The following is a 17,762-nucleotide window of genomic DNA, read 5'->3' as shown; positions in this document are numbered from 1 at the left end:
ACTATCGACGACGCGGCCGGCGAGGCCTTCGACAAGATCGCCAAGGCGCTGGGCCTCGGCTATCCCGGCGGGCCGGCCCCCTCCACCGCTTCGCGGTCCCCCTCCCCCGACGGGGGAGGATTTCATCACAACACCCCCTTGGTGGACGGCACCGCGTCGCCCTCGACCCGGATGGCCTGGCGCAGGGCGCGGCCGAAGGCCTTGTAGACGGCTTCGGTCTTGTGGTGGTCGTCCTGGCCCGTGACCTTGATGTGGACGGCGGCGCCCATCGCTTCCGCCAATGAGCGGAAGACGTGGGCGGTCAGGTCGGTGCGGTAGTCGCCGATGAACGGGGTGTCGAACGCGCCCTCGAACAACGGATAGGGACGGCCGGACAGGTCGATGGAGACGGTGGCGTTGGCCTCGTCCATCGGCAGGACGAAGCCGTAGCGGGCGATGCCCTTGCGCTCGCCCAGCGCCTGTTTCAGCGCCTGGCCCAGGGCGATGGCGCTGTCCTCGATCGTGTGGTGCGGGTCGGTGTGCAGGTCGCCCTCGCACTGGAGCCGCAGGGAGAAGCCGCCGTGGGCCGCGATCTGCTCCAGCATATGGTCGAAGAAGCCGACGCCGGTCTCGATCTTGATGGGGCCGGTGGCGTCCAGATCGACGGCGCAGACGATACGGGTCTCCTTCGTATCGCGCACGGCCTGGCCGACGCGGGCCGGGCGGCGCTTGGCGGGCGTCAGGCCGAAGGCGGCCAGCAGCCGGTCGTTGACCTCGGGCTTGATCGAGACGGGCAGGCGCAGGCGCTCGCCGGACAGATCGGCCGCGACGCCATAGGTCGTCAGGGCGGCCAGGGCGGCGGCGGGGTCTTCCGGCCGGGCCATGACGATGGGGCCGACGCCGGGCTCGACCGGCATCTGGCGGCCCAGTTCGCGGGCGATCCGCTCGCGCTCGCGGCGGACCGAGGCGATGCGCTCGGCGGTCTCGATCATCCGCGACGGGTCCAGCGCCTGTTGCGCCAACCGCACCAGGGGTTCGGGCAGGGCGTAGGGCTCCAGCACCGAGGCCAGGCGGGCCAGGGTCGGGGCCTGGGCGATGGCGGCGCCGACGCGGGCGCCGGCTAGGCCATAGGCCAGGGACAGGCTGCGCAGCACGACCAGGTTCGGCTGATCTGCGACGACGGTGGCGGCCGAGACGCTGTCGGAGAACTCGATCAGGCCCTCGTCCACCACCAGCAGGGCGGGGGCGACGCGGGCGGCCATTTCGGCGACGGCCTCGGGCGAGCCGAGGGCGCGGATGACGACGACTGCGGGTTCACCCTTGGCCGGATAGATGGCGGCCAGACTGTCATAGGGCTCGGCCTTGGGCGCCTCGACCGAACCGCCGTCGCGGGCGGCGAGGCGATAGGCCAGCTCCAGCCCGTGGGTCAGGCCGCGGACCGGCAGGACCTGGTCGGCGGGCACGGCGTAGATCGCGGCCATGCGGGCGGCGAGGGCGGCAGGCTCGCCGGGATAGCGGTCCAGGCCTTCGCCGCCGGAGACCAGCGGGGGATAGGGGGCGGGCAGGGTCATTTGAAATCCTCCCCCGTTGGGGGAGGAATGATGCGGAAGCGTTCATCCTTCAGCCCTCAGATCCGCCGCGCGGGCGTGGGCTTCGAGGCCCTCCATCCGGGCCAGGCGGGCGGCGATGGGGGCCAGCGCGCAGGCGCCGGCCTCGCTGACCAGCTGGACCGACATGGTGGTCATGAAGCTGGCGGTGGTGACGCCGCCCAGGGTGCGGGCGCCGCCGTCGGTCGGCAGGACGTGGCTGGGGCCGGCCGCGTAGTCGCCCAGGGTCTCGGCGGCGAACCGGCCGACGAAGACGGCGCCGGCGGCCTTGATGGAATCCACCAGGGGCTCGGGATCGTCGATCTGGATCGCCAGGTGTTCGGGGCCATACAGGTTGGCGACCTCTGCGGCGGCGTCGAGGTCGCGGACCAGGATGGCGCGGGCTTCGTTCAGCGAGGCGCGGGCGATGGCTTCGCGCGGCAGCGCAGCGACCTGAACCTCAACCTCCGACAGGATGTAGTCGATGGTGGCGCGGCTGGTGGAGACCAGGATGACCTGGGCGTCGGCGTCGTGTTCGGCCTGGCTCAGCAGGTCGGCGGCGGCGATCTCGGGCGCGGCGTCGCGGTCGACGATGACCATCAGTTCGGACGGGCCGGCCGGCATGTCGACGGCGGGGCCGCCCGGAAGAGCAGACGCCTGTTTCTTGGCCTCGGCGACATAGGCGTTGCCGGGGCCGAACAGCTTGTCGCAGGCGGGGATGATCCCGTCCTCTAGTTCGACGCCGAAGGTCAGGGCGGCGATGGCCTGGGCCCCGCCCATCAGCCAGAGGGCGTCCAGCTCCGCCTCGGCGGCGGCCAGGATCATGGCGGGGTGGATTCCGCCGTCCTTGTTCGGCGGCGTGACGGCGACCCGTTCGCCAACGCCCGCGACGCCAGCCGGGATGGCCAGCATCAGCAGGGACGAGAACAGGGGGGCGGTGCCGCCGGGGATGTAGAGGCCAGCCGAGGCGATCGGACGCCAGGCCAGTTTGGAGCGCACGCCGGGGGTGGTCTCGATGAAGGGGGTGTCCTCCGGCTTGGTCGCCTGGTGGAAGACGCGCACATTCTCGGCCGCCATGCGCAGGGCGCGCACGTCGCCGGGGGGAAGGGCGTTGCGGGCCTCGGCCACGGCTTCGGGCGTGATGGCGATGCGGCGGGGCGGGGCCTTGTCCAGCTTCAGGCACCAGTCGGCGACCGCCGCGCCGCCGCGCATCCGCACGTCGTCCAGGATGGCGCGGACCACCTCGGTGACGTCGCCGGCGGTGCGCTGGGCCGGGCGGGCGAGGGCCGCCTTCTTGCCGGCGGCGTCGAGGGAAGACCAGTCGATCAGCTTCATCACATCATCTTCTCGATGGGCAGGACCAGGATGGCCGAGGCGCCGGCGGCCTTCAGCTTCTCCAGCGTCTCCCAGAAGACGGCCTCCTGGCAGACGGCGTGGACGGCGACCGCGTCGTCGCGACCCGACAGGGGCATGACGGTGGGCGAACCGGCGCCGGGCAGGATGGCGGTGATCTCATCCAGCGCCGAACGCGGGGCGTTCAGCATGACGTATTTCGCGCCTTGCGAGGACACCACGCCGGACATCCGCTCGATGACGCTGTCCAGCAGGTGCTGCAGGCCGGGCTCGGGGGCGACGGGCGACTGGATCAGGACGGCCTGGCTTTCCAGCACCGTCTCCTTGGCGCCCAGGCCGTTGGCCTCCAGCGTCGCGCCGGTCGAGACCAGGTCGCAGATGGCGGCGGCCAGCTTCAGTCGGGGGGCGACTTCGACGGCGCCGCGCATGACGACGATGTCCGCCTTTACGCCCCGCTCGTCCAGGAAGCGGCGCAGGATCTTGGGATAGGAGGTGGCGATGCGCAGCCCGTCCAGAGAGGCCGGGCCGTCATAGGCCAGGGTCGGCGGGGTGGCGATCTTCAGGGTGCAGCGGCCGAAGCCCAGGGGCATGACGACCGAGGCGTTGGGACCGCCGTTGCGGCCTTCCTCCAGCACGTTCTCGCCGACGATCCCCAGGTCGCAGACGCCGTCGGCCACGAAGGTGGGGATGTCGTCGTCGCGGACGCGCAGCAGGTCGATCGGATAGTTCTCGACCCGATAGAGCAGATCGTTGTGGCCCTTGACCCATTTCAGACCCGCGTCGCGGATCAGGTCGAGGCTGCGGTCGGCCAGACGGCCGGATTTCTGGACGGCGATGCGAAGCCGGCCCTGGGCGGTGCTCATGTTCGGATACTCAGTTCGTGTTCTTCAGGCGATCCAGGGCGAGGCGGTAGCCCTGGTGCGGCATGTCTTTGAGATAGCGGGCGACGCGGACGACGGTGGTGGGGCTGGCGTGGGCCTCGGCCGCGATCTCGCGATAGGATTTGCCGCCGGCGTCGAGCAGGCGCGCCACCTGCCAGCGCTCGGCGAAGGCGCGCAGTTCCGCCGGGGTGCAGAGATCGGCGAGGAAGGCGTCGATCTCCTCGCGCGTCTGCATCGACAGCAGGGCATCATGGAGGGCGTCGCGGGCGGGCGGGGTCGTCATCTGCGTTCCACTATGCTGTAACGGTGGAACGGTCAAGGGGTGACGTGAGCCGTGACTGGTGACTCGTGATTGGGCGCGCGGGCTTCAGTCACGATTCACGATTCACCAATCACGACTTACGCCCGCCCGCGCGCCGCTCTATCTGTCCGCCCATGACCAAGATCCTGATCATCGGCGCCGGGCACGCCGGCGGCTCCGTCGCGGCCTTTCTGCGGCAATACGGCCATGAAGGCCCCATCGTGCTGGTGGGCGAGGAAGATGCGCCGCCCTATCAGCGGCCGCCCCTGTCCAAGGCCTGGCTGAAGGGCGAGGCGGATCTGGAGGCGCTGCTGCTGCGGCCGCTGAGCTTCTATGAAGAACAGGGGATCGAGTTCCGGCCGTCGACGGTCGCCGTGTCGGTGGATCCGGAGGCGAAGACGGTCGCCTTCCATGACGGATCGAGCGAGACCTATGACGTCCTGGTGCTGGCGACGGGATCGACGGCGCGGAAACTGCCTGTGCCGGGCGGAGATCATCCCGACCTGCTGGAGCTGAGGACGCTGAAGGACGCCGAGCGGCTGAAGGCCGTGCTGGGACCGGGCAAGCGGCTGGCGGTGGTCGGCGGCGGCTATGTGGGGCTGGAGGCGGCGGCCTCGGCCCGGGCCCTGGGCGCCGAGGCGGTGGTGATCGAACGGGCGCCGCGCGTGCTGGCGCGGGTGGCGTCGGAGACCCTGTCGACCTTCTTCACCGCCCAGCATCGGGCGCACGGGGTCGAGATCCTGACCGGGGCCGAGGTGGTCGCAGTCGCCCATGATGGCGTGACCCTGGCGGACGGATCGGTGGTGCAAGCGGATGCTGTGCTGGTCGGCGTGGGCGCCCTGGCCTGCGAAAGCCTGGCGCGGTCGGCGGGCCTGCGCTGCGACGACGGGGTGGTGGTGGACGATCAGGCGCGGACCAGCGACCCGGCCATCTTCGCCGTCGGCGACATGACGCGGCGGCCGATCCCGGTTCACGGCGGGGTCTCGCACCGGCTGGAGAGCGTGCCCAATGCGCTGGAACAGGCGAAGCAGGCGGCGGCGGCCATCGTCGGGCGGCCGGGACCGGCGCCTGAGGTTCCGTGGTTCTGGTCCGATCAGTACGACTTCAAGCTTCAGATCGCCGGCCTGCCGTTCGACGCGGACAGTCAGGTGGTGCGGGGCGACCCGACGGCGGGGGGCTTTGCCGTGTTTCACCTGAGCGGCGACCGGGTGGTCTGCGTCGAGGCGGTCAATGCGCCGCCGGAGTTCATGGCGGGCAAGCAGTTGATCGGCAAGGCGACGCCGGTGGATGTGGCGAAGCTGGCGGATCAGGCGGTGTCGATGAAGGCCGTGGGGGTGTGACACAGGCCTTCTCCCTCCCCCTGCGGGGGAGGGCGGTCGCGGAGCGACTGTAGCGCGACATTTGATTTTGGAAATCGGGACACTTGTTTCTGGAGCAAAATAGCGACGCCTTAAAGGGGCCGTTGAGGGTCGTTTAAGCGCCCTCTGATTTGCCCGTAAGGTTCGCGGCGACGGTAGTGACGAAGCCGCCTGTTGACCAGTCCAGGCGGTGCGTGACGGTGGTGGCGATCCAACGCCGGCACAGGCTGGGACGAATGCCCGACAGACGAATAGGAGACTGGGCGGCGATCTCGGGCCGGCCCGGCATCGTCAGTTCGACCCCGCCTGTCGCCTGACCCAGGCGCGTCAGCTCGGCTTCGGCAGCGGCCTTGGCGCTGGCCTCGTCGGGATAAGTCGTCCGAAGGGTGCGCGCCGGCTCGCCGCTGCCGGCGATGGCATAGGCGGTTCTGGCCTCGTCCATCAGCCGGTAACGCGCCTTCACGGTCCCATAACTGTCTCGGTCGGCCGACACGCCCTTCCAATCGGTCAGGTCGCCCCGCGCCAGCGCCACTTCAGCCAAGGGGCGGCCTGACGCCGACACGCCAGAGGCGGGCGGCGCGAAAACCAACCGGCCATCCTTTGGCGCAGCAACAGCGCCGTAGTCACGGCCCAGCCGGGTCAGGAAGTGAAGGTCGCTTTCGGCGGACTGATCGCGGTGCTGGATCGCCTGACCACCCAGGCCCCCACCCACAGCCGGCGTCAGGCCGTGTTCGCCCGCGATCTTGGACACGATGTCGTTGATGGTGGTCTCGCGCCAGGCGCGGGTCTTGGCGGCCTTCAAGCCGGTGCGCATGTCCGCCGCCTTCCCTTTGATCTTCAGGATGTCGGGCGGTCCCTCGGGCCACACCTCGTCAACGACGAAGCGGCCGAGAGGCTGAAGCGGCTCGCCGGCATAGCCGAGAGCGATGGTCAGCTCCGCACCTTTGCGCGGTTCAGCGACGGCATAGTTCCGGTCGTCTAGCTCGATCTCGACTTCGTCGCTCTGCTCACCAGAGTTGTCGGTGATCGTTATCGAGATGAGGCGATCCTGAATCGCGCCGGTGATGTCCCGGCCGCCCAAACGGATCATGCAGGCCGGTTCGGATTTCAGTCCCACAGGCGCACCGTTGGCGCGATCGTCGCCGTTTCGATTTCGGGCAGTTGGATGACAAGGCCGGCCGGAAGCTGTGCGCCCAGACCTGCCAATGCCGGGTTCGCCGCCAGGATCGCTTCGGTGGCGCCGGCCGTGCGGGAATAGGCCTTCAGCGCGATACGATCCACGACATCACCCTCTTTGGTCACGATGGTGCGCATCAGCGTTCGTCCTCGCCGAATGCGCCCAGGGCGATAGTGAACTCCTGCCGCTGGGCCTGGCCTTCGCGCGTGAACTCAGATCCCCGCTCTTCCACCCGTTCGACGAGGAAACGCCCCCAGACGAAGCCCATCCCATCGGTCAGCATCACGGGCTGGTAGCGCCTGGCCAGCTCCCGAAATCGCTCGACGCGATCCGTCCCATGGCGATGGAGCGGGTAGCAAACGCCGGAGATTTCTATGGTCTCGTCCTCGCCCAGGACTTGGCGGGCGACGGGCCGGTTGGCGCGCGCGATCTTCGCGACCGACATTTCCAGTGTCCGGTTCAAGGTCCGATAGGCCCCTTCCGAAACCGAAAACCGCACCCCGCCCAAGGTCATCAGAACATCGCTCATGCCGCACCGTCGTCGTGAATGGCGCCTCGGCGCTGGGCCTGCTGCTGACGACCAAGTTCGCGCGCCACGTCGCGGGCGGTCACGTTGGCGCCGTGCATCTGAATCGTGATGTCGCCATAGCGATGGTGATGGTGGATTTCGCGAGACGCCCCGCCCGAGGCTGCTTGACCTGCGGTCGAAGCCGGCCGCGCCATTTCCAGCGAACCCAGAACCATGCGCAGGGTTTCGACCGGCGATGAAGTCCGTGCTGCGCTGTCGATCGCGGCCGGGGCTGCGGCGGCGGGGCGGACAGCGACGGCGGCCTCTGCCGGTATCGTCATGGCCATGGCTGACGCCAAGGCCGTCAGCGCCGCGAGCGGCTGGCGGGCGTTGCGGTTCAGACCCATCGCAAGCCCTTCCATGGTGAAGCCGCCGATTTGGGCGAAGACACGGCTGGGCGAACGAATGCCCAATGCGTGGCGGGCGCCCTGCGCCGCCGAGGTCGCGGCGTTCACAGCGGCCTGGACGACGGCCGATGCGCCGGATGTGATGCCGCGCGCCAACCCCTGAATGATCTGGACGCCCATGTTTCGGAAGCGGGCGGGCAAGGCCGCAAGGAAGCCCAGGGGGGATGCGAATGCGGACTGGACGCCAGAGGTGATGACGCCTCGGGCGCGCGCCCACAGGCCGCCTAGCCAGCCGGTGATCGGCCCCCAGTTGCGGACGAGGATCGCCAGCGGATGATATCGGGCCACGATCCCGACCGCAGATGCAGCGCCCGCTGAAACGGTAGATGTCAGGCGCGCCCACAGCCCGCCCAGCCAGCCGGTGATCGGACTCCAGTTGCGGGCCAGGATCGCCAGCGGGTGATAGCGAACTATGACGCCAACCGCAGACGCCGCACCCCTCGAAACGGTCGATGTCAGACGCGACCACAGACCGCCAACCCAGCCGGTGATCGGCCCCCAGTTGCGGACCAGGATCGCAATCGGGTGATACCGAGCCACAATCCCCACCGTCGCCGCCGCGCCAGCCGAAACGGTCGTACGAAGAGCCGACCACACACCTTGCAACACGCGTCCAGCTCCCGACCATGCGTTTCGCAGGGTCTCCATTGGGCGCCAGTTCATCGCCCCACGGATTAGGCGGAAGGCGCCCATCAGGCCCCGCGCGAAAAGACCGATCGGGGACAGGTTGAAGATGGTGACGAAGATGCGGCCGAAGTTGCGGCCGGCGTTGGCGGCGCCGTCGAGTTGACCCTTGGTCGCCTGCATCGGCTGCATCAGGCGACCGATCCAGCCGAAGAAGCCACCGACCGCCCCGGCGACAGCGTCCCACAAGGGCTTCAGCGGACGCAGCGCGCCGCCGATTGCAGTCAACGCCGGGCCGAACGCCTCGCCCAGGGCCTGACCCACCCCGCCGAAGAAGGCCTTGATGGGCTGCCAATATTTGCGGACCACGACCGCGATCAGGGCCACGGCCGCAACGGCCGCCACGACGCCCAGGACGATGGGGTTGGCCAGCATGGACAGGTTGAAGGCGATGGCGGCCATGCGCATCCGCGCGAAGGCCCCGATGACCTGGGCGGTCCCCGCCTTCAGCGCCGCGCCGCCCATGCCGCCCATCAGGGTCTTAGCGATGAAGAGCGGGCCAAGGATGCCGACAACCGCGTGACCAACGGCCCCGGCCGCAACGGCGAAACCAGCCAAGCCGGCGAAGGCCCATACCGCAGGGCGCCGGATGTCGGACTGGCGTCGCCGCCCTTTCGCCCACCGATCGCGCCGCCGGCCCCGCCGCTGGCGCCGCTTTGGACGCCGACATTGGCGTCGCCGCCCGCCCCGCCGATCCCCAGTTGCGAGCCTGCCGCGCCGCCGCCGCCGCCGGCCTTTTCGCCCGTCGCTTCCTTGATGAAGCCCTTGCCGCCCGCCCCGCCGCTGGCTTGGAAATCGCCGCCGACGCCCTGCCCGCCCAAGCCCCCGTCGAGGCCGTTCGGCTTACGGCCGCCCGTGGCGGAAATCAGGTTTGAGAAGGATGACGACTGTCCGTCCAGAAGCGAACTGCCCCCGCCGCCCAGGACGCGAATGCGGTGCCGCACGGCAGTTGGCCTGAAGGTGACCAGTTCGGGGGTAGCGTAGAACAGGAGCGCCCGGCCCGTGCCGAACATGGGCAGTTGCCCCGGCATTAGAGGCAAGCCGTTGCTGGCTAGAACGGTGGCGACCGATGCGGCGGCGCCCGAAATGATGCGACCCATTACGCCACCGCCTGTTCAAGGCCGTGGACGGTCGCCGAGACGGCGGCGGTCGTGGCGTGGACGTGGATCTGTTGGCCTGCCCCCAGGGAGAGGCCGGTGCGTTCCAGGACCGAGCCGCCCGATCCGCCCGCCGCCGGAAGCGGCGTGTCGTACTCGATCCAGTCGGCGTCGGTCGGGGCCGCGCCGTTGGTCAGGGCGACCCTGATCTTGGCGGAGGCCGCCCCACGATTGCACAGGGCCACTGTCACGATGGCCTGTTTTCCGGCCGGGACCGTGTAGAGCGCCGTCACGACGCCGGCCGCCAGGCTCGCACTTGCGAGTTTCATTCCTTAGTCTCCGATTAGGATTGCGAGAGGAAGTGGTTGCGCCAGGCCGCGTCTTGCAGCCCCTTCAGCGCGAGGTTCAGGGGCGAGGTCGCAGAGGTGAACTTGGCCTCCAGCGCCGCCACACGGGCGCCGAACAGCACCTCCCACGGCGCTCCGGCGTCCACGATCTGGATCACCGCCGCGTCGGCCGGGGCCAGGGCGACCGAGAAGGTCAAGGCATAGGCCGTGGCGGGCGTGATCGCTCCCAGGGCGCCCGTGGTGGACCAGTAGAAAATCGGGCGATCATTCGCGTCCAGGAAGGCGATCTCACGCACCGGCTGATCTTCCGTCAGCCCGGTCTCGGACCCCTCGACCAGGACGGCGAGGTCGATCTGACCGCTCTCCAGGAAGGTCGAGGTGCTGATGGGCCAGACCAGGAACTGTTCGACCAAGCCTGTTTCGTGGCCGGTCGGCAGACGCGACTTCTTGCCGAAGGCGACCTTGGAGATGACCACCTGGCCCTGACCGATCTGGGCCTGGATCAGGGCGTCGCGGCCGATGTCCGTAAGGACGGGTTGAAGGCTCATTTCAGACTGCCGCCCCCACCCGGCTTCGCCTTCGGCTCAGCCCCCCTCCCCCGCAGGGGGAGGGAGAGGCGTCCCGCCGCTTCGTCGTCGCCGCAGTGCAACAAAACTGTTGCGCTTTTCGTTGGGTAGCGATCAAGCTGCGAACTCAACGCGGCGGGGGCGAATGACGAGAGCTTTCGACGAAATGAACGGCGGCGGATCGGGGACGATCCGCGACAGCTACAAGACCCTGGCGGCCTGGCTGGAAAACGCCCCGCCGGATCTGCTGCAGGCGCGCTCGCGCCAGGCCGAGCTGTTCTTCCGCCGGATGGGCGTGACCTTCGCCGTCTATGGCGACGAGGAATCCAACGAGCGGCTGATCCCGTTCGATGTCGTCCCGCGCATCATCGGCGCCGACGAATGGGGCGGGCTGGAGAAGGGGCTGAAGCAGCGGGTCACCGCCATCAACGCCTTCCTGAAGGACATCTACGGGCCGCAGGACTGTATCCGCGCCGGGATCGTGCCCGCCGACCTGATCCTGACCAATCCGCACTATCGGCCCGAGATGCAGGGGCGCCGGCCGCCGGGCGACGTCTGGTGCCATATCGCCGGGGTCGATCTGGTTCGCACGGGCGAGGACGGCTTCTATGTGCTGGAGGACAATGTCCGCACGCCGTCCGGGGTCTCCTATATGCTGGAGAACCGCGAGATGATGATGCGGCTGTTCCCCGACCTGTTCGCCGAACATGCGGTGCGGCCGGTCGAGATCTATACCGACATGCTGCTGCGCTCGTTGCAGGCCTCGGCGCCGTCGGGGGCGGGCGAGGATCCGACCATTGTGGTGCTGACGCCCGGGCCGTTCAACTCGGCCTATTACGAGCACAGCTTCCTGGCCGACAAACTGGGGGTCGAACTGGTCGAGGGTGGGGATCTCTTCGTCAATGACGACACCGTCTATATGCGCACGACCGAGGGGCCCAAGCGGGTCGACGTCATCTATCGCCGCATCGACGACGACTTCATCGACCCCCTGACCTTCATGCCGGATTCGGCGGTCGGGGTGCCGGGGCTGATGTCGGCCTATTTCGCGGGGCGGGTGACCCTGGCCAATGCGGTCGGGACGGGGGTGGCCGACGACAAGGCCGTCTATACCTACATGCCCGAGATCATCCGCTTCTTCACCGGCGAGGACGCCATCCTGAAGAATGTGCCGACCTGGCGCTGTCGCGAGGCGGACGCGCTGAAGGAGGTGTTGGAGAAGCTGCCGGAACTGGTGGTCAAGGAGGTCGGCGGCTCGGGCGGTTACGGCATGCTGGTGGGGCCGACCTCGACCAAGGCCGAGATCGAGGCCTTCCGGGCCAAGCTGATCGCCGATCCCGACGACTTCATCGCCCAGCCGACGCTGAGCCTGTCGACCGCCCCGACCCTGAACGGCGGCGCCCTGTCGCCGCGGCACGTCGATCTGCGGCCGTTCGTCCTGTCCAGTCCGGCGGGGGTGCGGGTCGCGCCCGGCGGGCTGACGCGGGTGGCGCTGAAGGAGGGGTCGCTGGTGGTCAACTCCAGCCAGGGCGGCGGAACCAAGGACACCTGGGTGCTGGACAACTGATGCTCTCACGCACCGCAGACAGCCTGTACTGGACCGGCCGCTATATGGAGCGGGCGGACTTTCTCGCGCGCATTCTGGAGGCGGCGATCCGCCTGGCCGCCCTGCCGGCCAAGGACCAGGCCACGGTTACGGCCTGGGCCGGCGCCATCGCCTCGTCGGGGGTCAAGAGCGGCTTCGACGCCTCGGGCCGGACCATCTCGGAGAAGTCGGTCCGGGAATATCTGGCCTTCGGCTACGACAACTCGACCTCGATCAAGGCCTGTATCACCAAGGCGCGGACCAACGCCCGTTCGGTGCGGACGGCCCTGACCATCGAGCTGTGGGAGGCGATCAACGGCGCCTGGAACGGGCTGAACGAACTGGGCGAGCCGACCAAGCGGGATGATTTCACCAACTTCCTCGACTTCGTGAAGTCGACGTCGCTGGCGGTGGAAGGGGCCTCGTCGCGGACCATGTTGCGCAACGACGCCTACTGGTTCCTGCGGCTGGGCATGGCGATCGAGCGGGCCGACAACACCGCCCGCCTGCTGGACGTGAAGTATCACCTGCTCCTGCCGCCCGGCGAACGGGTGGGCGGACAGCTGGACTATTTCCAGTGGACCACCCTGCTGCGCGAGGTCTCGGCCCTGACCGCCTATCGCTGGGTTTACCGCGAGAGCGTGCGGCCCTGGCTGGTGGCGGACCTGCTGGTGCTGAACCGGCAGATGCCGCGCTCGCTGGCCAGCTGCCAGGGAATGATCGTCAGCTATCTGGAGAAGCTGGCCACCGATTACGGCCGGCGTGGACCGGCGCAGCGGCTGGCGTCCAACCGTCTGACCCAGTTCAACGAGGCCAAGATCGAGGACATCTTCCAGTCGGGCCTGCACGAATACATCCAGGGTTTCCTGAACCAGAACAACGCCCTGGCCGCCGCCATCCAAGAACAGTATCTGGTCTGACCATGCGGATACGGATCGACCATTCCACCCGCTACGCCTACGCCCGGCCGGCGCGGTTCATCGTGCAGATGCTGCGGCTGACGCCCCGGTCCTGCGAGAGCCAGCAGGTGCGCGAATGGCGCATCGAGACCGACGTGGATGCGCGGCTGCGACGCAGCGAGGACGCCTTCGGCAATATCGTTCACAGCCTCTATACCGAGCGCCCGACCGACGCCCTGACCATCCGGGTGACGGGCGAGGTTTCGACCATGGACACCGGCGGGGTGATCCGGGGCCAGAACGAGCGGCTGCAGCCCGGCGTCTATCTGCGCGACACCCGCCTGACCGAGGCGGACGCGGCCCTGGTCGATTTCGCCAGGGAGATCGGCGAGGGCGCGCCGCTGGAGCGGATGCACCGGCTGATGGGGGTCATCCACGGCGGGGTGGCCTTCGAGGTCGGCGCCACGTCTGCGACCCATACGGCGGCGGAGGCCTTCGCCATCCGGCGCGGGGTCTGCCAGGACCACGCGCAGATCTTCATCGCCTGCGCCCGGACGCTGGGCGTGCCGGCCCGCTATGTCTCGGGCCATCTGAACCGCTCGGACGGACAGCATGACCAGGACGCCGCCCACGCCTGGGCCGAGGCCTGGATCGAGGGGCTGGGCTGGGTCGGGTTCGATGCGGCCAACGGAATCTGTCCGACCGACAACTATGTCCGCATCGCCACGGGCCTGGACGCCCTGGGCGCGACGCCGATCCGGGGCACCAGCTACGGCGGCGGGATCGGGACGCTGACGGTCGCCCTGCATGTGCGGCCTGTGCAACAGAGTCAGCAGCAACATCAATCCAGGGGATGGTCCTGATCGCCATGGCCGGGGAATCTGCTAGCGTCGAACGATTCGCGGAACCGGGAGCGGATAGAGCGAAGTGACCTATTGCGTGGGCATGTTGGTGGACGAGGGGTTGGCGATGATCGCCGACACCCGCACCAATGCGGGCGTGGACAACATCTCGTCCTATCGCAAGCTGCATATCTTCAAGACCACCGGCGAGCGGATCCTGGCGGTGGCGACGGCCGGGAATCTGTCGGTCACCCAGACGGCCTTGGCCATGGTGGCGGAGGGGGTGAAACTGCCCGACTCGACCGCGCTGGAGACGCTGGAGACCGCCCCGACCCTGTTCCGCGCCGCCCAGATCCTGGGTCATGCCCTGGCCATGGTGCGGGCCACCATCAACACGCCCGCCTCGCCGACCGCCGACGCCCTGAACGTCAACGCCTCCATGCTGCTGGGCGGCCAGATCGCCGGCGGAAAGATGGGTCTGTATCTGATCTACGGGCAGGGCAACTTCATCGAATGCGGGCCGGACACCCCCTATCTGCAGATCGGTGAGCTGAAGTACGGCAAGCCGATCCTGGATCGCGCGCTGCACAATTCCACCCCCCTGTCCGAGGCGGTCAAACTGGGGCTGATCTCGTTCGATTCGACGATTCGCTCGAACATCGCCGTGGGGCCGCCGCTGGATCTGATCGTCATTCCCCGCGACCACCTGACGGGGATGGAGCGCCGGATCGACGTGGACGATCCCTATTTCCGCGACCTGGGCCGGCGCTGGTCGGAAGCCCTGGCCTCGGCCCACAAGGCCATGCCCGATCCCACCTGGCTGGACCTGGACCTGTCGCCGCCGATGCGGAACATGAGCATCGTCATCTGAGCCAGGGGCGGCCCCGCCGCCGTCTCAGGCCGTCTCGCGGAGGGTGAGACGACCACCGCCAGAGCGCGCCCCCGTCAAGGCAACCGTGCGTCTGCGATTAAGTCGCAATTCCTCTTGTGCGAACTTGTTAAGCTGGCTATTGCGACCGCATCGCAAAATCAGGCCAAAAGGTCGCCTCAATATGTCCGAGTCCCGCGCCGCCGTGCTCCGATCGCTTCTGTTCGCCTCCAGCGCCGCCGGCATGCTGGTCGCCGCGCCGGCCCTGGCCGCCGATGTAACGTCCGAGGGCGGCGTGATCATCACCGCCGATCAGCAACAGCAGCCGGCCAATCTCGGCACGATCGACGTCAACGGCCAACTGAAGAAGCGTCAGCCGGAAAGCCCCGAGTTCGTGGCGCCCCTGCTGGACACGCCCCGCTCGGTGACGATCATCCCGGAACAGGTCATCACCCAGACGGCGGCGACCTCGCTGGAAGACCTGCTGCGCAACTCCCCCGGCATCACCTTCGGCGCGGGCGAAGGCGGCCAGCCGCTGGCCGACCGGCCCTTCATCCGGGGCCAGTCGTCGGGCAACAACATCTTCGTCGACGGCGTGCGCGACGCGGGCGGCCAGCAGCGCGAGGTCTTCGACCTGGAGCAGGTCGAGGTCATCAAGGGCGCCGATTCCGTCTATTCGGGTCGCGGCTCGGGCGGCGGCAGCATCAATCTCAGCTCCAAGCAGCCGCGCCTGGCCGACGCCGTCAGCGCCAGCCTCGGCGCCGGCACGGACAGCTATTACCGCGCCACCGTGGACGGCAACTGGCGCCTGAACGACACCAGCGCCTTCCGTCTGAACCTGATGGCGACCGAGGGCGATGTCCCGGGCCGGGACGCGGTGGACTTCGAGAAGTACGGCCTGGCCATGGCCCTGGGCGTCGGCCTGGGAACCGACACCTCGGCCACGATCAACTACTACCACCTGACCGCCGACTCGATGCCGGACTACGGGATTCCGCTGGACCGAAAGCTGGACAACAACTGGGCGATCAAGACGACGGACAGCCGGATCCTGAACGTGCCCTACGACACCTTCTACGGCCTGAAGGCGCGCGACTACATGCGCAACGAGGTCGACAGCGTGACGGTCAAGCTGGAGCACAAGTTCAGCGACACCCTGACCCTGCGCAACCTGACCCGCTATTCCGAGACGCTGAACGACTATGTGCTGACCAATCCGGGCGACGGCGGCACGGCGGTTCTGGTCGGCGACACCTGGTGGATGAAGCGGGGTCTGAAGTCGCGCTGGAACCCGGCCGAGACCTTCGCCAATGTCACCGACCTGTACGGCAGTTTCACCACGGGCGGGCTGAAGCATGATTTCGACCTGGGCGTGGAATATTCGCGCGAGATCAACCGCAACGCCTCCTACAACATCACCACCACCAGCGGCTCGGCCTGTCCGACCGCTGTCGGCGGCTTCGACTGCACGCCGGTCTATGATCCCAATCCGAACGATCCGTGGACCGGCTCGATCGCGCGCGGAGCCGAAACCCACTCCAACACCACCAGCTGGGGCGTCTATGGCGCCGACTCCATCGCCTTTGGGCCGAAGTGGTTGCTGAACCTGGGCCTGCGCTACGACCGTTACGAGACCGAAGGCACGTCCATCGCCCGCGGCGCCGCCACGCCGACCTTCCACGAGGGCGAATGGGACTTCGTCAACTATCAGGTCGGCCTGGTGTACAAGCCCACCTCCAACACCAGCGTCTATGCGTCCTACGCCACCTCCTCGACGCCGCCCACCGTGTCCGGCGGCGACCAGAACGGCGCGAGCGGCGGCGAGGGCAGCGGCAATCTGTCGGGCCAGCTCCTCGATCCGGAAGACACCGAGAACTATGAGATCGGCGCCAAGGCCGAACTGTTCGGCCAGCGGCTGACCCTCAGCGGCGCCCTGTTCCAGACGACGCGCAAGAACGCGCAAGTGCTGGTCGACACCGACCGGTACGCTCAGGTCGGCGAGGTCAAGGTCGAAGGGCTGGAGCTCGGCTTCTCGGGCAGCGTCACGCCGGCCTGGACCGTGTTCGGCGGCTATACCTATATGGACTCCGAGCTGGTTCGGGGCGCCGTCACCATCGTGAACGGCGCGCCTGTTCCGAGCGCCTTCGAAGGCGATCCGCTGGCCAATACGCCCAAGAACAGCTTCAGCCTGTTCACCACCTATCGCGTCCTGCCCAAGCTGAGCCTGGGCGGCGGGGTCTATTATGTGGACGACCGGTTCGGCGGAAACCAGGGCGGGGCCGGCGGCGGTACGGCGGCGGTCTATGCGCCCAGCTACACCCGCCTGGACCTGTTCGCCTCCTATGACGTGACAGACCGCGCCAGCCTGCAGCTGAACGTCAAGAACGCCACGGATGAGGAATACATCATGCGGACCAACGGGGTTCACCATGCCGACCCCGCTCCGGGCCGGCAGGCGATCCTGGCGCTGAACCTGCGCTTCTAAAGGCCACGATCCCCGGCCTATATCTGGCGGCCCCGTCCTTCCGGCGGGGCCGTCTTTTCTTTTCGAGCGAGACCCGACCGTGCTGCTCCAGATCCCCGAAGTCTTTTCCAAGGCCGAAGTGAAGGCCCTGCGCGAGCGGCTGGACGCAGGCCCCTGGGCCGACGGCAATATGACTTCGGGCCACCAGTCGGCGACGGCGAAGCGGAACCAACAACTGCCGGAAGACTCGGACGTGGCCAGGGAGGTTTCGGCCCTGATCGTCCAGGCGCTCAACGCCAATCCGATGTTCGTGGCCGCAGCCCTGCCGCACACGATCTTTCCGCCGCTGTTTAACCGCTATGAGGGCGGCGGCGAGTTCGGGCTGCACGTGGACAACGCCATCCGCCAGCAGCGGGGCGGGGGCGCTATCCGTATACGGAGCGACCTGTCGGCGACCCTCTTCCTGTCCGAACCCGAGGATTACGACGGCGGGGAACTGATCATCGAGGAGATGTACGGGCCCCAGTCGGTCAAACTGCCGGCCGGGGATCTGGTGCTATATCCGTCCAAGAGCCTGCACAAGGTGATGCCGGTGACGCGCGGGGCGCGGGTCTCGTCCTTCATGTGGATGCAGAGCCTGATCCGCGACGACGGCGACCGCGAGATGCTGTTCCGGCTGGACGTGGCGACCCAACGCGTGGCGCGCGAGAAGGGGCCCAAGGATCAGGCGGTGATCGAGCTGACCGGGGTCTATCACAACCTTCTGCGGCGCTGGTCCGAGGTTTGACACCGCCTTCACC

General features: G+C 68.2%; 18 protein-coding genes and 1 pseudogene. 8 read left to right on the top strand and 11 right to left on the bottom strand.

Going from position 1 to position 17,762, the window contains the following annotated elements:
* A pseudogene (locus AC1RSI_RS15590) lies at window positions 1–87 on the top strand (hypothetical protein); the annotation flags it as partial.
* A gap of 38 nt (window positions 88–125) precedes the next feature.
* On the opposite strand, the gene hisB reads toward AC1RSI_RS15590, so the two are convergent.
* From hisB to AC1RSI_RS15570, 4 genes are read right to left on the bottom strand one after another with little or no spacing between them, the layout of a single operon-like run.
* Complete coding sequence (hisB, locus tag AC1RSI_RS15585; RefSeq protein WP_447941193.1) at window positions 126–1,550, bottom strand: imidazoleglycerol-phosphate dehydratase HisB; 1,425 nt, start codon at window positions 1,548–1,550, stop codon at window positions 126–128.
* Window positions 1,551–1,592: 42 nt separating this feature from the next.
* Entirely contained in the window at window positions 1,593–2,900 is a 1,308-nt protein-coding gene (gene hisD / locus AC1RSI_RS15580; protein WP_154727053.1) for a histidinol dehydrogenase, read from the bottom strand.
* A complete protein-coding gene (hisG, locus tag AC1RSI_RS15575) occupies window positions 2,900–3,781 on the bottom strand; it encodes an ATP phosphoribosyltransferase (RefSeq protein ID WP_008262146.1) in 882 nt (293 codons plus the stop codon). The genes hisD and hisG overlap by 1 nt, the downstream gene beginning before the upstream one ends.
* A gap of 10 nt (window positions 3,782–3,791) precedes the next feature.
* Window positions 3,792–4,082, bottom strand: a complete 291-nt coding sequence (locus AC1RSI_RS15570; protein ID WP_154727054.1) for a YerC/YecD family TrpR-related protein — start codon at window positions 4,080–4,082, stop codon at window positions 3,792–3,794.
* A 152-nt stretch (window positions 4,083–4,234) separates the two neighbouring features.
* Between AC1RSI_RS15570 and AC1RSI_RS15565 the strand changes: the two genes are divergently transcribed.
* On the top strand, window positions 4,235–5,440 hold the full coding sequence (locus tag AC1RSI_RS15565; protein WP_154727055.1) for an NAD(P)/FAD-dependent oxidoreductase: 1,206 nt from the start codon (window positions 4,235–4,237) through the stop codon (window positions 5,438–5,440).
* A gap of 133 nt (window positions 5,441–5,573) precedes the next feature.
* On the opposite strand, the gene AC1RSI_RS15560 is transcribed toward AC1RSI_RS15565, so the two are convergent.
* From AC1RSI_RS15560 to AC1RSI_RS15530, 7 genes are read right to left on the bottom strand one after another with little or no spacing between them, the layout of a single operon-like run.
* Complete coding sequence (locus tag AC1RSI_RS15560) at window positions 5,574–6,548, bottom strand: contractile injection system protein, VgrG/Pvc8 family (RefSeq protein ID WP_291753978.1); 975 nt, start codon at window positions 6,546–6,548, stop codon at window positions 5,574–5,576.
* 17 nt (window positions 6,549–6,565) lie between these two features.
* On the bottom strand, window positions 6,566–6,772 hold the full coding sequence (locus tag AC1RSI_RS15555) for a tail protein X (protein WP_291753981.1): 207 nt from the start codon (window positions 6,770–6,772) through the stop codon (window positions 6,566–6,568).
* Window positions 6,772–7,164 carry a phage tail protein gene (locus AC1RSI_RS15550; protein ID WP_291753984.1) on the bottom strand — a complete coding sequence of 131 codons (393 nt, stop codon included), beginning with the start codon at window positions 7,162–7,164 and terminating at the stop codon, window positions 6,772–6,774. Before AC1RSI_RS15550 ends, AC1RSI_RS15555 begins: the two co-directional genes overlap by 1 nt.
* Complete coding sequence (locus AC1RSI_RS15545; protein ID WP_447941191.1) at window positions 7,161–8,768, bottom strand: phage tail protein; 1,608 nt, start codon at window positions 8,766–8,768, stop codon at window positions 7,161–7,163. The genes AC1RSI_RS15550 and AC1RSI_RS15545 overlap by 4 nt, the downstream gene beginning before the upstream one ends.
* Window positions 8,768–9,394, bottom strand: coding sequence for a hypothetical protein (locus AC1RSI_RS15540; RefSeq protein ID WP_447941190.1), 627 nt, complete (start codon window positions 9,392–9,394; stop codon window positions 8,768–8,770). Before AC1RSI_RS15540 ends, AC1RSI_RS15545 begins: the two co-directional genes overlap by 1 nt.
* The gene (locus AC1RSI_RS15535; protein ID WP_291754012.1) at window positions 9,394–9,720 is read right to left on the bottom strand and encodes a hypothetical protein; all 327 of its coding nucleotides are present in this window, start codon (window positions 9,718–9,720) and stop codon (window positions 9,394–9,396) included. The genes AC1RSI_RS15540 and AC1RSI_RS15535 overlap by 1 nt, the downstream gene beginning before the upstream one ends.
* Window positions 9,721–9,734: 14 nt before the next feature.
* Window positions 9,735–10,286, bottom strand: coding sequence for a hypothetical protein (locus AC1RSI_RS15530; RefSeq protein ID WP_291754014.1), 552 nt, complete (start codon window positions 10,284–10,286; stop codon window positions 9,735–9,737).
* 163 nt (window positions 10,287–10,449) lie between these two features.
* Here AC1RSI_RS15530 and AC1RSI_RS15525 point away from each other — a divergent pair, with 163 nt between their 5' ends.
* The 6 genes from AC1RSI_RS15525 to AC1RSI_RS15500 all read left to right on the top strand — a co-directional run bounded on the left by AC1RSI_RS15525 (window position 10,450) and on the right by AC1RSI_RS15500 (window position 17,749).
* Window positions 10,450–11,871: a circularly permuted type 2 ATP-grasp protein gene (locus AC1RSI_RS15525; protein WP_291754445.1), complete on the top strand. Its 1,422-nt coding sequence runs from the start codon at window positions 10,450–10,452 to the stop codon at window positions 11,869–11,871.
* Window positions 11,871–12,809, top strand: a complete 939-nt coding sequence (locus tag AC1RSI_RS15520; RefSeq protein WP_008258825.1) for an alpha-E domain-containing protein — start codon at window positions 11,871–11,873, stop codon at window positions 12,807–12,809. Before AC1RSI_RS15525 ends, AC1RSI_RS15520 begins: the two co-directional genes overlap by 1 nt.
* Before the next feature lie 2 nt (window positions 12,810–12,811).
* A complete protein-coding gene (locus AC1RSI_RS15515; RefSeq protein WP_154725631.1) occupies window positions 12,812–13,651 on the top strand; it encodes a transglutaminase family protein in 840 nt (279 codons plus the stop codon).
* A 64-nt stretch (window positions 13,652–13,715) separates the two neighbouring features.
* Window positions 13,716–14,501, top strand: a complete 786-nt coding sequence (locus AC1RSI_RS15510; RefSeq protein ID WP_154725632.1) for a proteasome-type protease — start codon at window positions 13,716–13,718, stop codon at window positions 14,499–14,501.
* A gap of 181 nt (window positions 14,502–14,682) precedes the next feature.
* Window positions 14,683–16,983, top strand: a complete 2,301-nt coding sequence (locus AC1RSI_RS15505; RefSeq protein ID WP_154725633.1) for a TonB-dependent receptor — start codon at window positions 14,683–14,685, stop codon at window positions 16,981–16,983.
* A 79-nt stretch (window positions 16,984–17,062) separates the two neighbouring features.
* The gene (locus AC1RSI_RS15500) at window positions 17,063–17,749 is read left to right on the top strand and encodes a Fe2+-dependent dioxygenase (RefSeq protein ID WP_008264290.1); all 687 of its coding nucleotides are present in this window, start codon (window positions 17,063–17,065) and stop codon (window positions 17,747–17,749) included.
* Window positions 17,750–17,762 lie beyond the last annotated feature (13 nt).

This window comes from Brevundimonas sp. GW821-FHT10E09 (assembly GCF_058809375.1).
The sequence above is the reverse complement of the archived record's forward strand: the minus strand, read 5'-3'. Positions and strand labels throughout refer to the sequence as shown.